This window comes from Microbacterium sp. M1A1_1b (assembly GCF_053345565.1).
The window spans coordinates 134,662-149,799 of the sequence record NZ_JBKFAJ010000005.1 but is presented as its reverse complement, the minus strand read 5'-3'; the positions used below and the strand labels follow the sequence as shown (position 1 = coordinate 149,799).

The following is a 15,138-nucleotide window of genomic DNA, read 5'->3' as shown; positions in this document are numbered from 1 at the left end:
CATGGAGAACACCTGGTTCATCCCACGGGGCAGCCGGCCGGACGACGGCTGGACCGACGTGGTCGACGGCCGCATCGACGGCTGGGCGCACACCGGTCTGCGCACCGGCACCCTGACCGACGGCGGCGAGCTCCGCCTGCAGTCCGCGGCCGTCGAGCGCATCGTCGTGCCCCTGGCCGGCAGCTTCGACGTCGCCTTCGCCGGTGCTGCCGGCACCGGGTCGCAGGCGCTCGAGGGGCGTGCGAGCGTCTTCGACGGTCCGACCGACGTGCTCTACCTGGGCTCCGGCTCGTCGGCGACGATCACCGGCTCCGGTCGGGTCGCCGTCGCCGAGGTCCCCACCGACCAGGTGCATCCCAGCACGTACATCGCGCGCCAGGACGTGCCGGTCGAGCTCCGCGGCGCCGGGCAGTCCAGCCGGCAGGTGCACAACTTCGGCACCCCGGCCGCGCTCGACGCCGCCAAGGCCATCGTGTGCGAGGTGATCACGCCCGCGGGCAACTGGTCGTCGTACCCGCCGCACAAGCACGACACCCACCGCGACGGCGCCGAGTCGAACCTCGAGGAGATCTACTACTACGAGTCCGCCGTGGCCCGTGGCGTGGACGCCCCCGACACCGCCGAGCCGTTCGCGCTGCACCGCACGTACGCCTCGGACGACCGCCCCATCGACGAGTTCCGTCAGGTCCGCACCGGCGACATCGCCCTGGTGCCGTACGGCTGGCACGGACCCGCCGTGGCCGCCCCCGGCTACGACATGTACTACCTCAACGTGATGGCCGGGCCCGACCCGGAGCGCGTCTGGAACATCACCGACGACCCCGCGCACGGCTGGGTCCGGCAGGTGTGGGAGTCGGAAGACATCGACCCGCGTCTGCCCTACGGAAGGACGAACGCGTGACCGAGACGCGCCGCATGACCGTCGGCCAGGCCCTGGTCGAGTTCCTGGCGAACCAGTGGACCGTCGACGGGGACGTTCGCGAACGCACCATCCCCGGGATCTTCGGCATCTTCGGGCACGGCAACGTCGCGGGCGTCGGGCAGGCCATCAAGCAGCTCCACGTCGAGCAGCCCGGGCTGCTGCCCTACCACCAGGCCCGCAACGAGCAGGCGATGGTGCACCAGGCCGTCGGGTTCGCCCGGATGCACCGTCGTCGTGCGACCTTCGCGGCGACGGCGTCGGTCGGCCCCGGTGCGGCGAACATGCTGACGGCGGCGGCACTCGCCACGACGAACCGGCTGCCCGCGCTGCTGCTGCCGTCGGACACCTTCGCCACCCGCACCACCGACCCGGTGCTGCAGCAGATCGAGCTGCCGCACGACACGTCGTTGCAGGTGACCGATGCCTTCCGGCCGCTGTCGCGCTACTTCGACCGCGTCGAGCGACCCGAGCAGCTGTTCTCGATCGCGCTCGCCGCCATGCGCGTGCTGACCGACCCCGCCGAGACGGGTGCGGTGACCATCGCCCTGCCCGAGGACGTGCAGGCCGAGCAGCTCGACGTCCCCGTCGCGTTCCTGCAGCCGCGCGAGTGGCACATCCGTCGCCCGCTGCCCGAGCGCGGGCCGTTGGCGCGGGCCGTCGCTGCGATCCGCGGTGCGTCCCGCCCCGTGATCGTCGCCGGTGGTGGCGTGCTGTACTCCGACGCCGCGGCCGAGCTCGCGGCGTTCGTCGAGGCCACCGGGATCCCGGTCGGCACCTCGCAGGCCGGTGGTGGCGCGCTCGTGTGGGACCACCCGCAGTACCTGGGTGGCATCGGTGCGACCGGCACCGCGGCGGCCAACGCGGTCGCCGCACAGGCCGACGTCGTGATCGGCATCGGCACCCGGTACAGCGACTTCACGACGGCGTCGCGTACCGCGTTCCAGGACCCGGACGTCACGTTCGTCAACGTCAACGTCGCGGCCTTCGACGCCTACAAGCACGGGTCGCAGCTGCCGCTCGTGGCAGACGCGCGTGAGGCACTGGTCGCGCTGCAGGCCGAGCTCGCGGCGTACTCGGTGGATGCCGAGTACGCCGCCGAGATCGCCACGCGAAAGCGGGACTGGGACGCCGTCGTCGACGCGGCGTTCGCCCCGTCGGGCAACGCACTGCCCGGGCAGGCCGAGATCATCGGCGCGGTGCAGTCCGTGTCCGACCCGCGCGACGTCGTCATCCAGGCAGCGGGATCGCTGCCCGGCGACCTGCACAAGCTGTGGCGCGTCCGCGACGAACTCGGGTACCACGTCGAGTACGCGTTCTCGTGCATGGGGTACGAGATCGCGGGCGGCATCGGGGTGCGCCGTGCGGCTCCGGACCGCGATGCGATCGTGATGGTCGGCGACGGCTCGTACCTGATGCTGCACACCGAGCTCGTCACCGCGGTGGCCGAGGGCATCAAGATCATCGTCGTGCTCATCCAGAACCACGGGTACGCGTCGATCGGGCACCTTTCCGAGACCGTCGGCTCCGAGCGGTACGGCACCCGGTACCGCTACCTGGACGAGACGCAGTCGTTCGAGAACGGCGAGCCGCTGCCCGTCGACCTGGCGGCCAATGCCCGCTCGTACGGCGTCGACGTCATCGAGGTGCAGCCCGGCCCGGACGCGATCCAGGACCTGCGGGACGCGGTGCGCCAGGCGAAGGCGAACGACCACACCACGCTCGTCCACATCAACTCGGACCCGCTCGTGTACGCCCCGGACGGCAACGGCTGGTGGGACGTCCCCGTCGCCCAGACGTCGACGCTGCCCAGCACCCAGCAGGCCCGCGCCGCCTACGAGCAGCAGGTCGCCGCCCAGCGGCCCCTGCTCGGCTGACCCACACCACCGCACAGAAGGAAGACGACGCCGTCATGACCGACACCGCCACCGCCGCCTCGATCCGCATCGGCACCGCCCCTGACTCGTGGGGCGTCTGGTTCCCGGACGACCCGAAGCAGGTGCCGTGGCAGCGCTTCCTCGACGAAGCCGCCGCTGCCGGGTACGAGTGGATCGAGCTCGGGCCGTACGGGTACCTGCCGACCGACCCGTCCGAGCTGTCGGACGAGCTCGCATCGCGTGGGCTGAAGCTGTCGGCCGGCACGGTGTTCACGGGGTTCCACAAGGGTGACGACCAGTTCCAGCGTGCCTGGGACCAGGCCGTGGCGGTCGCCGGACTGGCGGCAGCACTCGGCGCCGAGCACCTGGTCACGATCCCCGACCTGTGGCGCTCCGACGCGACCGAAGAGGTCCTCGAGTCCCGCACGCTCGACGACGACCAGTGGCAGCGCCTGGGCAAGGGGCACGACCAGCTCGGCAAGGCCCTGCTCGAGGAGTTCGGCGTCCACCAGCAGTTCCACACCCACGCCGACAGCCACGTCGGCACGTACAAGGAGACCGTGCGCTTCCTGTCCGTCACGGACCCGCGGTACACGAACCTCTGCCTGGACACGGGGCACTTCAGCTACTACGGCGGCGACAACCTCAAGCTCATCGCCGAGCACCCCGAGCGGATCGGGTACCTGCACCTGAAGCAGGTCGACACCGACCTGCTGTTCGACGTGCTGAAGAACGACGTGCCGTTCGCCACCGCCGTGGCGCAGGGCATCATGACCGAGCCGCCGAACGGCACCCCGGAACTCGCTCCGATCATCGAGGCCGTGGCCGCGATCAACCCCGACGTCTTCGGCATCGTCGAACAGGACATGTACGGCTGCTCGGTCGACGCCCCCGGCCCCATCGCCGAGCGGACGTTCCAGCACATCTTCGGCTCGACCTCGGCCGCCCGCGCGTCCTGACGCACCGCGAACCACAACCCCACTGCAGGAGCACAGCATGAGCACCACTGACAACCTCCGCGTCGCCGTCGTCGGCGCGGGCGCCATGGGCAGCGACCACATCCGTCGCATCACGTCGACCATCGCCGGTGCGGACGTCGTCGCGATCGTCGACCCGGACACCGCCCGTGCCACCGCCGCGGCAGCGAAGGCGCCCGGAGCGATCACCGCGGCGTCGTTCGAGGACGCGCTCGACAGCACCGAGATCGACGCGGTCATCGTCGCCACGCCGGGCTTCCTGCACGAGCCGGTGCTGGTGCCGGCGATCGAGCGCGGGCTCGCCGTGCTGTGCGAGAAGCCGCTCACGACCAGCGCCGAGGACTCCCTGCGGATCGTCGAGCTCGAGCAGGCGTCGTCCGACCGTCCGAAGATCCAGGTCGGGTTCATGCGTCGCTTCGACAAGGGCTACCAGGAACTCCGCGCCCTGCGGGAGTCCGGGGCGAACGGTGCCCTGCTCGCGCTGCACCACGCACACCGCAACCCGACGACCCCGCCGAACTTCAGCGAGTCGATGCTCATCCACGACTCGGTGATCCACGAGATCGACATCATCCCGTTCATCACCGGCGAGGCGATCACGAGCGTCGAGGTGAAGAAGCCCCGCAAGAACTCGCTGGCACCGGCCGACCTGCCCGAACCGCAGTTCGTCCTGTTCACCACCGAGTCCGGCACCATGGCGATCGTCGAGATCAACGTGAACGCCCAGTTCGGCTACCAGGTCACCACCGACGCCGTGTTCGAGTCGGGCGTGGCGTACATCGGCCGCGAGACCTCGCTCAACCTCGTGTCGCAGGGCGTCTCCGGCCAGGGCGTCACACCGTCGTTCGTCGAGCGCTTCGGTGCCGCCTACGACGAAGAAGTGCAGCGCTGGGTGGACGCGGCACGCACCGGCGGCATCGACGGCCCGAGCGCCTGGGACGGCTACACCGCGTCGGTCGTGGCCGAGGTCGCGGTCCGCGCGCAGCAGTCCGGCGCCCTCGAGCGCGTCACGTACGCCACGGCGAAGCCGGCCTTCTACGACACTGCCGACACCACGGCGCTGCTGGGGGCGTAGCCCGTGCCGAAGATCGCCCTCGACCCCACGCCGTTCCACCACGACCTGTCGCTGCTCGAGTTCCCGCAGAAGGTGGCCGACCTGGGGTACGAGTACCTGCAGCTGACCCCGCACCAGGACTTCATCCCGTTCTTCCGACACCCCAAGGCCGACGACGACCTGGTCGACGCGTTCGCCGCAGCGTGCACGGACGCCGGGGTGCAGGTGGCCAGTGTGCTGCCGGTGCTGCGGTGGTCCGGCCCCGACCGCGAGACCCGCGAGACCGCCGTCAAGCAGTGGAAGCGCGTCATCGAGATCACCAAGCGCCTGGGCGTCGACACCATCAACACGGAGTTCTCGGGTCGCCCCGAGCGCGCAGAGGAGTCCGAGGCGCAGTTCTACTGGGCGATGGAGGAACTGCTGCCGATCATCGAGGACGCCGACCTTCGCGTGCTCATCGACCCGCACCCGGACGACTTCGTCGAGGACGGACTCCAGGCCCTGCGCGTGATCCGCGGCCTCAACTCGAAGCACGTCGGGTTCGTCTACGTCGCCTGCCACACGTTCCACTACGGCGGCGACATGGACGCGATCATCGACGCCGCGGGGGACTCCCTGCAGCTGGTCCACGTGGCCGATGCCTTCGACCACCACCGCTCCCACGGGTTGCGGTACATCACGAACCCACCGGGCAACGCCGTGCGCGTGCACCAGCACCTGCAGGTGGGGCAGGGCGACGTCGACTTCGACCGCTTCTGGGCGGCCCTCGACCGCGTCGGCTTCTCCGCCCGCGAGGACACGGTCGCGGTGTCGAGCGTCTTCGCCGAGGACGAGGACGCTGACCGAGTCTCGCGTGCCCAGCTCGACACGATCACGAAGGGACTGCACCGATGACGACCGCACCGACCGCATCGACGACCAGCACGCACGACGGGGCCAGCGCGCACGACGGGGCCGGCCCGCACGACGCTCCCGACACCCGTCCCGTCACCCTGCAGGCGTCGGAACAGACGATCACGGCGCTGTGGAACGACTCCGCCGACCCGCACGAGCTCGCCACCGCCATCCACGAGTACGGCGCCGTCGGGGCCACGTGCAACCCGGTCATCGCCTACACCTGCATCAAGCAGGACCCCGACACCTGGGTCCCGCGCATCCGTCAGATCGCAGCAGACCACCCGACCGCGGGGGAGTCCTGGATCGGATGGAAGGCCGTCGAAGAGCTCTCCATCGCCGCCGCCGAGCAGCTGCTGCCGGCGTTCCAGGCCTCCGGCGGGCGGAACGGACGGCTGTCGATGCAGACCGACCCGCGCCTGCACCGCGACCGCGACGCCCTGGTCGAGCAGGCCGTGCGGTTCTCCGGTCTGGCGCCGAACATCATCGTGAAGATCCCCGCGACCAGGACCGGCATCGCCGCGATCGAAGAGGCCGCGTACCGGGGTGTGTCGATCAACGCGACGGTCTCGTTCACGGTCGCCCAGGTCGTCGCCGTCGGCGAGGCGATCGAGCGTGCACTCGACCGCCGCGCCGCCGACGGCCTGCCGGACCAGGAGTTCGGCCACGTCGTCACGCTCATGGCCGGCCGGTTGGACGACTGGCTGAAGACCGTCGTCAAGCGCGATCACGTCCTGATCGACCCCGGGTACCTGGAGTGGGCCGGCGTCGCCGCGGTGAAGCACGCCCACCGGGTCTTCCGGCAGCGCGGGTTCCGCTCGCGGGTGCTCGTCGCGGCCTTCCGCAACGCGCTGCAGTGGTCGGAGTTCCAGGGTGGCGACCTGGTGATCTCCCCGCCGTTCCAGTGGGCCAAGGACATCAACGACAATGCGGTCCCGTTCCGCCCGGACGCCATCGACGACGAGGTCCCCGCGCAGGTGCTGGACGCGCTGCGTGCCGCGACGCCCGAGTTCGCCCGTGGGTACGACGTCGACGGCATGACGATCGACGAGTTCGAACGGTTCGGCGCGACGGTCACGACCCTGCGCCAGTTCCTCGACGCCGACGCCCAGCTCGACGCCCTGGTCCGCGACATCATCGTGCCCGCGGCATGAGCACGGCGAACGGCACAGCCGGGCGAGACACGATCGGCGTCGGCCTGATCTCCGTCGGCTGGATGGGACGTCTGCACTCGCGGGCCTACCGGGCGCTGCCCGACCACTTCCCCGAACTCGGTGTGCACCCTCGACTCGTCGTGGCCGCCGACCCCGTGCCCGAGGCCCGCCAGCAGGCTCTCGCCCGCCTGGGGTACGAGCGCGCCGTCGCCGACTACCACGAGGTCCTTGCTGACCCCGAGGTCGACGTCGTCTCGATCTGCTCGCCGAACTTCCTGCACCGCGAGATGGCCGTCGCCGCGGCAGCCGCCGGCAAGCCGTTCTGGATCGAGAAGCCGATGGGCCGGTACGCCAGCGACTCCCGCGACATCCACGACGCCGTCCAGCGCGCGGGCGTCATCACGAGCGTCGGCTTCAACTACCGGCATGCCCCGGCGATCGAGCGGGCGCGCGAACTCGTCCGGAGCGGTCGTCTCGGGCGGATCACGAACGTGCGCGGGTCGTTGCTCGCCGACTACTCGTCCGACCCCGATGCGCCGCTGACGTGGCGCTTCGAGCGGGAGCGCGCGGGCTCCGGGGTGCTCGGCGACCTGCTGTCGCACGGCCTCGACCTGGCGCAGTACGTCGTCGGGCGCATCGCGAGCGTCACGGCGCTCGCCGAGACGTTCATCACCGACCGGCCCCTCCCCGGCGCCGGCATCGTCGACCGGTCTGCCGCGGCGACGGGGGAGCGCAAGGCGGTCGAGAACGAGGACTACGCCGCCCTGCTGTTCCGCTTCGAGGACGGCGCGGTCGGCACGATGGACTCCAGCCGGGTGATGCGTGGCCCGCACGCCGAGTACACGATCGAGGTCTACGGCACCCGGGGATCGGTCCGCTGGGACTTCCAGCGTCTCAACGAACTCGAGGTGTTCCTCGACGGCACCGAGGTCGACGGGTACGCCACGCACCTGGTCGCACCAGGCGACGGGGACTTCGCACGGTTCCAGCCCGGCGCGGGCACGGCCATGGGCTACGACGACCTGAAGACGATCGAGGCGGCGCAGTTCATCGCGAGCGTGCAGCGTGGGCAGCAGCTCGCGCCGTCGGTCGCCGACGGCCTGGCGGCAGCGTCCATCGTCGAGGCGGCCGAGGCCTCGCTCGCCGACGGCGCCTGGCACGACGTCGCACGCGTCGACGGGCCGCTCACCTACGCGGCTCCGACCCCGGTGGTCTAGTCGCAGGACGTGTCGGACGGGAGGCGCGGTGCCAGCTGGCACCGCGCCTCCCGTCTGTCGTCAGCGGGTCGCAGACCAGCCGTGGTACTTTGTCAGGACAAAGTCCCGAACCGCAGGAGGCACCATGCCGCTCGTCCGTATCGACCTGGCCACCGGCCGCACCCCCGAGGCCGTGCGTGCCATCGCCGACGGGATCCACACGGCCATCGTCGACGTCTACGGCATCCCGCCGCGCGACCGCTTCCAGGTCATCACCGAGCACCCAGCACAGCAGATCATCGCCGAGGACGCCGGACTCGGCTTCGAGCGCACCGAGGGCGTCGTCATGATCCAGGTCTTCACGCAGCGCGGGCGCAGCGACGACGCCAAGCAGGAGCTGTACCGGGCGATCCACGACCGTCTGGCCGCGGTCGGGGTCGCGTCCGAGGACGTGTTCATCGGCTACGTCGAGAACGGTCCCCAGGACTGGTCGTTCGGCTTCGGCCGCGCGCAGTACGTCACCGGCGAGCTCGGGGTCCCCGCCTCGGCGTGACGTCGGCCCCAGCGCGCCGCAGCCGGCTCACTTGTCGACCAGCGTGACCTCGAACGAGTACCGGTCGGGGCGGTAGCAGTGCACGCCGTACTCGACCGCCCGGCCGGATGCGTCGTACGCCGTCCGGCTCATCGTCAGGACGGGGTCGCCGTCCTCGATCTCGAGCAGGCCTGCCTCCTCGTTCGTCACCGCGCGGGCACCGATCCGCTGCTTGGCGACGCGCATCGTGACCCCCCGGCCGCGCAGCAGCTGGTACAGCCCGTGCGACTGCAGGTCCTCGCCGGTGATCTCGAGGAACTCCGGCGGCAGGTAGTTCTCGAGGATCGCCATCGGCACGTCCTCGGCGAACCGCACGCGGCGGATGTGCGCGACGGTCGTGCCGGGCTCGACACCGAGTGCGACGGCGACGGCCTCGGGGGCGGGGACGTCGTCGCGCGCCAGCAGGGTCGTCGCCGGCTTCTGGGCGCCCTGGGCCAGGTCGTCGTACAGGCTCGTGAGCTCGACCTTGCGCGTCACCGGGCCGTGCACGACCTGCGTGCCGATGCCGCGGCGCCGGACCAGCAGCCCCTTGTCCACCAGGTCCTGGATCGCGCGGCGGATCGTCGGGCGTGAGAGTCCCAGGCGTTCACCGAGCGCGATCTCGTTCTCGAGCCGAGCCCCCGGGGGCATCGCACCGGAGCGGATCGACTCCTCGATGCGTGAGGCCACCTGGTGGTACAGGGGCATCGGACCCGACCGGTCCAGGTCCATGAACAGGTCGGACGGCAGCTGGCCTTCGTTGGGCATCGCGGTCCTTCGGGAAGTGCGTGTCGCAGACGGAGTGCGTCGTGCGGACGGAGTGCGTGCGGACGAACGTGCACGGCGACGGCGCCACGCACATTGTCGTGACAATACCACCGGGGATCCGCGCAGCCGGGGACCCCACCCCGTCAGTGCTCGACGGCCGCCTTGAGCTTCGCGAGGCCCTTGTCGAAGTCGCCCCCGAGCAGCTTGTCCATGCTGATGAAGACCCCCATCACCCGCGACATCAGGTTCTGCGGCGTCGTCATCGACCACACCACCCGGGTGCCGCCGTCGACCTGGTGCAGGCGGAACGCGGCCAGGCTGGTCGAACGGAACGGCGCCGTGAACTGCAGGTCGACGTCGACCTCGGTCGGTGTGGTCCGCGTGAGCTCCATCGTGCCGGCGCCGGCCTTCCGGTTGCCCTTCCACGCGTACGACGACCCGACCGCGCCGGGGGTGCCGCTGTAGGTGCGCTGCAGCGCGGGGTCCTGGCCCTCCCACGGCGACCACTCGACCCAGCGGTGGAAGTCCGCCAGGTACGGCGCGATGTCCGCCGGGCGTGCGGCGATGACGGTCTCGCGGGCGATCGTGCTGGTCTCGGCCATGCGCTGAGGGTACTGCCGGACCGAGCCGGACGGCAGGGTCAGTCCGACGGCAGCGTCAGTCCGCGAAGATCATCGGACGGTTGGACAGCCGGGGCTGGTTTGCCGGCCGGGGCTTGTCGGCGCGGACGCGAACCGGGTCGATCGAGACGCGGGTGGCCGCACCGAGCGCCTCGACCGTGTCGGCATCGTGCCGGCCCGCTGCGTGCACGACGATCGCGGCGCACGCCTCGGCGTCGGCGGCGGCGTCGTGGTGCTGGAAGTCCTCGAACCCGGCGGCCATCGCGGCGACCGGCAGCCGGTACGAGTCGAGCGTGTAGGTCTTGCGCGCCACCTGCAGCGAGCACAGGGAGTGGTGTTCGCCGAGCTCGATGCCCGTCGCCGAGCAGCCGCCCGCGATCACGCCCATGTCGAAGCGGGCGTTGTGTGCGACCAGGACGTCACCGGCGGCGAAGGCGACGATGTCCGGGTACTGCTGCTCCCACGTCTTGGCGCGGACCACGTCCTCGGCGACGATGCCGTGGATGCGGGTGTTCCACTCCAGGAACGCGTCGTGCCCGAACGGCGGTCGGATGAACCACGACGCCCGCTCGACGACCTTGCCCGACCGGACCTTGACCAGGCCGACGGAGCAGGCACTTGCCGGCGAGCTGTTGGCGGTCTCGAAGTCGATCGCGGTGAAGTCCAGTGACACGGTCCGATGGTCGCACGGGGTTCCGACATCCCTCGAACCGACCACGGCGTTGCGTCAGCGTGGGACGCAGCCCGTCAGCGCCGCCGCGTCCGCCGCACGCCGCGTCGCCGCCGGGCTGTCGTCCGCCAGGTCGCGGTCCGACGTGCCCGCTCCGCAGCCCACCACGGGTCCAGGATCGTGCCGACCAGCTCGAAGGCCACCGCGGCCGCATCCAGGCGCCAGCGCGGGTCGAGCTGCTGCACGTGCTCCGTGAACGCCCGCGCGAAGTCGTCCGTCACCGCGGGGAACGCCATCTCGGCCGGCGGGGTCGCCGCACGCCAGCGGTCCTCGGCCGCGTGGTCGATCGCCGCGTCGTCGGGGTCGTACTCCACCAGGACGTCGGCCTCGAGCTCCGCCAGCGCGTCGTGCAGCGCCTCGAGCTCGCGGGGCGGCATCGACTCCAGTGCCGCCACCGTCTCCGGCGCGAAGTACCGCCGTTGCTCGCGTGCGTCGAGTCCCACCGAGTGGACCCCCAGCCCGTCGCGTTCGAACCACATGCTCGTCCTCCGTCTGTTCGTCCCCAGAACCAGGCTGGCACGACGCGGGCGGCGGCGTCGGTCGAAGCGCGGATGGCGCCGGACTGGAGGCCCGAGTCGGCCCCGGCGGGCCGCCGCCGGTAGGCTCTTCTACCGTGGCTCTCACCATCGGAATCGTCGGTCTCCCGAACGTCGGCAAGTCGACCCTGTTCAACGCGCTCACCAAGAACCAGGTGCTGGCGGCGAACTACCCGTTCGCCACCATCGAGCCGAACGTCGGCGTGGTGAACCTGCCGGACTCGCGGCTCGACCGCCTGGCCGAACTGTTCCACTCCGACAAGACCGTGCCCGCACCGGTGTCGTTCGTCGACATCGCCGGCATCGTCAAGGGCGCGAGCGAGGGCGAGGGGCTCGGCAACAAGTTCCTGGCGAACATCCGCGAAGCCGACGCCATCGCGCAGGTCGTCCGCGGGTTCGCCGACGACGACGTCGTCCACGTCGCCAACAAGGTCTCGCCGAAGGACGACCTCGAGGTCATCAACACCGAGCTGATCCTGGCCGACATGGAGACCATCGACAAGGCGCTCCCGCGCTACGAGAAGATGCTCAAGCTCAAGCAGGCCGAGCCGATCGTGCTCGAGACGGCGAAGGAAGCCCGCGCCGCGCTCGAGCAGGGCACGCTGCTGTCCGCCACCACGATCGACCTCGATCCGATCAAGGAGCTCGGGCTGCTGACGGCCAAGCCCTTCATCTTCGTGTTCAACGTGGACGAAGCGATCCTGACCGACCCGGCCCGCAAGGACGAGCTCGCTGCCCTGGTCGCCCCGGCGCAGGCCGTGTTCCTGGACGCGCAGGTCGAGTCCGAGCTCATCGACCTGGACCCGGCGGACGCCGCCGAACTGCTGGAGTCCACCGGCCAGACCGAGTCCGGGCTCGACCAGCTCGCCCGCATCGGCTTCGACACCCTCGGGCTGCAGACGTACCTGACCGCCGGACCCAAGGAGTCGCGGGCGTGGACGATCGGCAAGGGCTGGAAGGCGCCCCAGGCGGCCGGCGTGATCCACACCGACTTCGAGAAGGGCTTCATCAAGGCCGAGGTCATCTCGTACGACGACCTGATCGAGACCGGTTCGATCGCCGAGGCCCGGTCGGCCGGCAAGGCCCGCATCGAGGGCAAGGACTACGTCATGCAGGACGGCGACGTGGTGGAGTTCCGCTTCAACAACTGAGCGACCGGGGGCAGCCATGCACGCGGGTGGGGTAGACAGGCCGATCGGCGCCCTCCCGCAGGTCCACTCCGGCGTCTACGGCGCTTGGCTGCAGGACGGCCGCCTCGTCACGGTCGTGAAAGCGCGTGGTCCGTACACCGGATGGCTCGATCTGCCCGGCGGGAGCCCGGAGCCCGGCGAGACCGCGGAGCAGACGCTCCGGCGCGAGCTCGACGAGGAGTGCGGCGTTGCGCTCGTGGGCATCCGGTCCTGGCACGGTGCGGTGTTCCAGGTCGACCGAGCCAGCGACGGCACTGAGATCGACTTCCGTCACCACGCCCGCATCGCCGTCGTCGAGGTCGACGACGAGGTCCTTCCGGTGCGGAACGTCGAGGACGTGGCCCGCGTCGTCCTGCTCTCGCCAGACGCACCTGTGTCCGTGACGCCCGCCGTCCACGTGGCGTGGCAGTTGCTCGGACACCTTCCTCCGGCGACGTGACCGATCCGGTGCACGGAACCCGAAGCCGGCGGACCACATCGGCCATCCGGGGAAACGGAAGCACCCTCGCCCTCACCGCGGACGAGGGCCTGTCGAGACCGCGTGCTACTTGGCGGTACCCGAGCAGGTCGCGACGGCGTAGGGACCGGTCGACGTCGCCTCCTGGATCGTCTTGCCGTCAGCGGTGATCTTGCAGGTGATCGTCGTGGCGTTCGCGCCGGCCTGCGCGACCAACGAGAACATGCTCGTCTGGAACAGCCCGTCGTCCTTGATGGCGATGTCCTTGCTCCACGGGGCTGCGGTGGCGTTGTCCTGCTGCATCGAGCTGGCACCGTCGTTGAACGTCAGGTAGGTCACGTTGGTCAGGCTCGCGTCGTCGCTGGTCACCTCGTAGCGGACCGTGCGCGGAGTGGCATCGTCCGACGTCGTGTCGGAAGCATCAGCGGAGGCCTCGTCCGATGGGGCAGCAGCGGCCTCGGAGGACAACGGGGACGAGCTCTCGATCGCCTTCGAGATGCTGTCGGCGGCGGTCGCGTAGAAGCTCGCCGTCACGATGCCGATGATCAGCGCGAGCCCGCCGAGGATCGTGCCGGCGATCGCGAGCCCGCGGCGTCGGCCCTTCAGCACGAGGCCGATGATGCCGAGCACCAGCGCGATCACGCCGAGGAAGATCGACACGAAGTTCACGATCGGAATGGCCGACCCGACGATCGCGACGATGCCGACGATCAGGGACGCCAGGCCGAGGCCGTTCGATCGCCCCTCCTGCGGGGGTTGGACGGGTGCGGGGGCGGGGGCTGACGTGAAGTCGCTCATGGTGTGTCTCCTTGGTGCGGGCTGTGAGGAACCCTGTGAGCGTACAGAGCGAGCAATCGTCACAGTATCCGCAGCGCGCGACTCCAGCAGGTCGTGCGGGATGCCGCTCCAGAGATGCGAACCGTGACCAGGTCGTGACGTGCAGCGGTACGGTTCGTCCATGACGTACACGGTCGACTTCGTCGATGTCTCCACCACGGGCCTCGAGACCTCGCCGGTCGCCGACGCCCTCGCCGGCCTCCGCGCGAACGAGGCCCGGTACTACAAGAACAAGTACGACCACGTGTTCGTCACGAGCACGGCAGACGAAGCGCCCGAGGTGTTGGCGTACATCGAGAAGGTGCTGAAGGACGAGCGGGACATCGTGATCGCATCGCCCGCGCTCGAGGTGTCCGCCTTCGAGGTCGACGGCCTGCGCATGGCGTACGTGTTCTACGAGTCCGGCCTGGCGATCAACGTGATGTACGCGATCGAGGACGGCGGCAAGCGCGCGGTCGGCTTCAAGCTGTCGATGGGCATGGACGTCCCCGACGAGGTCGGGTCGTTCAAGTTCGCCCGGCAGCGGTCGAAGCTTGCGGGGGAGATCCGCGGCTCGTACTTCGTGGTCAAGGGCCAGTACTAGCCCCGCAGCGTCAGGACCTCGGCGCCGTCCTCGGTGACCGCGATCGTGTGCTCGCTGTGCGCGGTGCGTGCACCCGTGGCGCTCCGCAGCGTCCATCCGTCATCGTCGGTGACGAGCTGGTCGGTGTCCGCCATCACCCACGGCTCGAGCGCGAGCAGCAGGCCGGGGCGCAGGGTGTAGCCGCGGCCGGCGCGACCGTCGTTCGCGATGTGCGGGTCGCCGTGCATGGTCGAGCCGACGCCGTGCCCGCCGAAGTCCAGGTTCACGCTGTAGCCGGCCGACCGCAGCACGCTGCCGATCGCGTGCGACAGGTCGCCGATCTTCGCGCCGGGGACCGCGGCGTCGATGCCGGCGGCCAACGCCCGCTCGGTCGTCTCGATCATCGCCAGGTCTGCCGAGTCCGCCGTGGTACCGACGATGAAGCTGACCGCGGAGTCCGCGACGACGCCGTCGAGCGACACCGCCAGGTCGAGCGTCAGCAGGTCACCGTCGCGCAGGACCTGGTCGCGGGGGAGCCCGTGCAGCACCGCGTCGTTGACCGAGGTGCAGATGTAGTGGCCGAAGGGGCCGCGCCCGAACGACGGGGCGTAGCCGACGTAGCAGGACTCGGCCCCGGCGTCGAGGATCATCGTCTTCGTCCACGCGTCGATCTCGAGCAGGTTCGTCCCGACACGGACGCGCTGCTGCAACGCGTGCAGGATGTGCCCGACCAGCGCTCCGGCCGCGCGGGCACGGGGGAGTTCCGGCGGCGTGAAGATCTCGATCATGCCCACAA

17 protein-coding genes are annotated in these 15,138 nt (G+C 70.4%); 11 read left to right on the top strand and 6 right to left on the bottom strand.

The window, feature by feature from the left end:
* Position 1 precedes the first annotated feature (1 nt).
* From iolB to ACLBWP_RS13045, 8 genes are all read left to right on the top strand, one after another.
* Positions 2-901, top strand: a complete 900-nt coding sequence (gene iolB / locus ACLBWP_RS13080) for a 5-deoxy-glucuronate isomerase (protein WP_447655489.1) — start codon at positions 2-4, stop codon at positions 899-901.
* A gap of 14 nt (positions 902-915) precedes the next feature.
* Entirely contained in the window at positions 916-2,796 is a 1,881-nt protein-coding gene (gene iolD, locus ACLBWP_RS13075; RefSeq protein ID WP_447655633.1) for a 3D-(3,5/4)-trihydroxycyclohexane-1,2-dione acylhydrolase (decyclizing), read from the top strand.
* A gap of 35 nt (positions 2,797-2,831) precedes the next feature.
* Entirely contained in the window at positions 2,832-3,755 is a 924-nt protein-coding gene (locus ACLBWP_RS13070) for a sugar phosphate isomerase/epimerase family protein (protein ID WP_447655488.1), read from the top strand.
* A 37-nt stretch (positions 3,756-3,792) separates the two neighbouring features.
* Positions 3,793-4,848 carry a Gfo/Idh/MocA family protein gene (locus ACLBWP_RS13065; protein ID WP_447655487.1) on the top strand — a complete coding sequence of 352 codons (1,056 nt, stop codon included), beginning with the start codon at positions 3,793-3,795 and terminating at the stop codon, positions 4,846-4,848.
* Positions 4,849-4,851: 3 nt separating this feature from the next.
* Positions 4,852-5,721 carry a sugar phosphate isomerase/epimerase family protein gene (locus ACLBWP_RS13060; RefSeq protein WP_447655486.1) on the top strand — a complete coding sequence of 290 codons (870 nt, stop codon included), beginning with the start codon at positions 4,852-4,854 and terminating at the stop codon, positions 5,719-5,721.
* Positions 5,718-6,875, top strand: a complete 1,158-nt coding sequence (locus tag ACLBWP_RS13055) for a transaldolase family protein (RefSeq protein ID WP_447655485.1) — start codon at positions 5,718-5,720, stop codon at positions 6,873-6,875. The genes ACLBWP_RS13060 and ACLBWP_RS13055 overlap by 4 nt, the downstream gene beginning before the upstream one ends.
* The gene (locus tag ACLBWP_RS13050; RefSeq protein WP_447655484.1) at positions 6,872-8,092 is read left to right on the top strand and encodes a Gfo/Idh/MocA family protein; all 1,221 of its coding nucleotides are present in this window, start codon (positions 6,872-6,874) and stop codon (positions 8,090-8,092) included. The genes ACLBWP_RS13055 and ACLBWP_RS13050 overlap by 4 nt, the downstream gene beginning before the upstream one ends.
* Before the next feature lie 124 nt (positions 8,093-8,216).
* A complete protein-coding gene (locus ACLBWP_RS13045) occupies positions 8,217-8,624 on the top strand; it encodes a tautomerase family protein (RefSeq protein WP_447655483.1) in 408 nt (135 codons plus the stop codon).
* Between the two features lie 27 nt (positions 8,625-8,651).
* Here ACLBWP_RS13045 and ACLBWP_RS13040 read toward each other — a convergent pair whose 3' ends face one another.
* The 4 genes from ACLBWP_RS13040 to ACLBWP_RS13025 form a co-directional block, all read right to left on the bottom strand.
* Positions 8,652-9,410 carry a GntR family transcriptional regulator gene (locus ACLBWP_RS13040; protein WP_243561365.1) on the bottom strand — a complete coding sequence of 253 codons (759 nt, stop codon included), beginning with the start codon at positions 9,408-9,410 and terminating at the stop codon, positions 8,652-8,654.
* A 143-nt stretch (positions 9,411-9,553) separates the two neighbouring features.
* Entirely contained in the window at positions 9,554-10,012 is a 459-nt protein-coding gene (locus tag ACLBWP_RS13035) for an SRPBCC family protein (RefSeq protein ID WP_447655482.1), read from the bottom strand.
* Between the two features lie 55 nt (positions 10,013-10,067).
* Positions 10,068-10,703: an exonuclease domain-containing protein gene (locus ACLBWP_RS13030; RefSeq protein ID WP_243561363.1), complete on the bottom strand. Its 636-nt coding sequence runs from the start codon at positions 10,701-10,703 to the stop codon at positions 10,068-10,070.
* Positions 10,704-10,777: 74 nt separating this feature from the next.
* Positions 10,778-11,239, bottom strand: a complete 462-nt coding sequence (locus ACLBWP_RS13025; RefSeq protein WP_243561362.1) for a hypothetical protein — start codon at positions 11,237-11,239, stop codon at positions 10,778-10,780.
* 134 nt (positions 11,240-11,373) lie between these two features.
* On the opposite strand from ACLBWP_RS13025, the gene ychF reads away from it, so the two are divergent.
* Together ychF and ACLBWP_RS13015 are read left to right on the top strand one after the other, a co-directional pair.
* Entirely contained in the window at positions 11,374-12,447 is a 1,074-nt protein-coding gene (gene ychF / locus ACLBWP_RS13020; RefSeq protein ID WP_447655481.1) for a redox-regulated ATPase YchF, read from the top strand.
* Between the two features lie 16 nt (positions 12,448-12,463).
* On the top strand, positions 12,464-12,925 hold the full coding sequence (locus ACLBWP_RS13015) for an NUDIX domain-containing protein (protein WP_447655480.1): 462 nt from the start codon (positions 12,464-12,466) through the stop codon (positions 12,923-12,925).
* Positions 12,926-13,030: 105 nt separating this feature from the next.
* Here the strand turns inward: ACLBWP_RS13015 and ACLBWP_RS13010 are convergent, their stop codons facing one another.
* Positions 13,031-13,741, bottom strand: a complete 711-nt coding sequence (locus ACLBWP_RS13010) for an MmpS family transport accessory protein (RefSeq protein ID WP_447655479.1) — start codon at positions 13,739-13,741, stop codon at positions 13,031-13,033.
* A gap of 160 nt (positions 13,742-13,901) precedes the next feature.
* Between ACLBWP_RS13010 and ACLBWP_RS13005 the strand changes: the two genes are divergently transcribed.
* A complete protein-coding gene (locus ACLBWP_RS13005; RefSeq protein ID WP_447655478.1) occupies positions 13,902-14,363 on the top strand; it encodes a phage tail protein in 462 nt (153 codons plus the stop codon).
* Here ACLBWP_RS13005 and map read toward each other — a convergent pair.
* Entirely contained in the window at positions 14,360-15,130 is a 771-nt protein-coding gene (map, locus tag ACLBWP_RS13000) for a type I methionyl aminopeptidase (protein ID WP_447655477.1), read from the bottom strand. The genes ACLBWP_RS13005 and map overlap by 4 nt on opposite strands.
* Positions 15,131-15,138 lie beyond the last annotated feature (8 nt).

Coding starts and splice junctions, on each gene's coding strand:
- ACLBWP_RS13055 (WP_447655485.1), top strand. CDS start 5,718: ATGACGACCGCACCGACCGCATCGACGACCAGCACGCACGACGGGGCC.
- ACLBWP_RS13050 (WP_447655484.1), top strand. CDS start 6,872: ATGAGCACGGCGAACGGCACAGCCGGGCGAGACACGATCGGCGTCGGC.
- ACLBWP_RS13040 (WP_243561365.1), bottom strand. CDS start 9,410: ATGCCCAACGAAGGCCAGCTGCCGTCCGACCTGTTCATGGACCTGGAC.
- ACLBWP_RS13070 (WP_447655488.1), top strand. CDS start 2,832: ATGACCGACACCGCCACCGCCGCCTCGATCCGCATCGGCACCGCCCCT.
- ACLBWP_RS13005 (WP_447655478.1), top strand. CDS start 13,902: ATGACGTACACGGTCGACTTCGTCGATGTCTCCACCACGGGCCTCGAG.
- iolB (WP_447655489.1), top strand. CDS start 2: ATGGAGAACACCTGGTTCATCCCACGGGGCAGCCGGCCGGACGACGGC.
- ACLBWP_RS13045 (WP_447655483.1), top strand. CDS start 8,217: ATGCCGCTCGTCCGTATCGACCTGGCCACCGGCCGCACCCCCGAGGCC.
- iolD (WP_447655633.1), top strand. CDS start 916: ATGACCGTCGGCCAGGCCCTGGTCGAGTTCCTGGCGAACCAGTGGACC.
- ACLBWP_RS13010 (WP_447655479.1), bottom strand. CDS start 13,741: ATGAGCGACTTCACGTCAGCCCCCGCCCCCGCACCCGTCCAACCCCCG.
- ACLBWP_RS13065 (WP_447655487.1), top strand. CDS start 3,793: ATGAGCACCACTGACAACCTCCGCGTCGCCGTCGTCGGCGCGGGCGCC.
- ACLBWP_RS13025 (WP_243561362.1), bottom strand. CDS start 11,239: ATGTGGTTCGAACGCGACGGGCTGGGGGTCCACTCGGTGGGACTCGAC.
- map (WP_447655477.1), bottom strand. CDS start 15,130: ATGATCGAGATCTTCACGCCGCCGGAACTCCCCCGTGCCCGCGCGGCC.
- ACLBWP_RS13015 (WP_447655480.1), top strand. CDS start 12,464: ATGCACGCGGGTGGGGTAGACAGGCCGATCGGCGCCCTCCCGCAGGTC.
- ACLBWP_RS13035 (WP_447655482.1), bottom strand. CDS start 10,012: ATGGCCGAGACCAGCACGATCGCCCGCGAGACCGTCATCGCCGCACGC.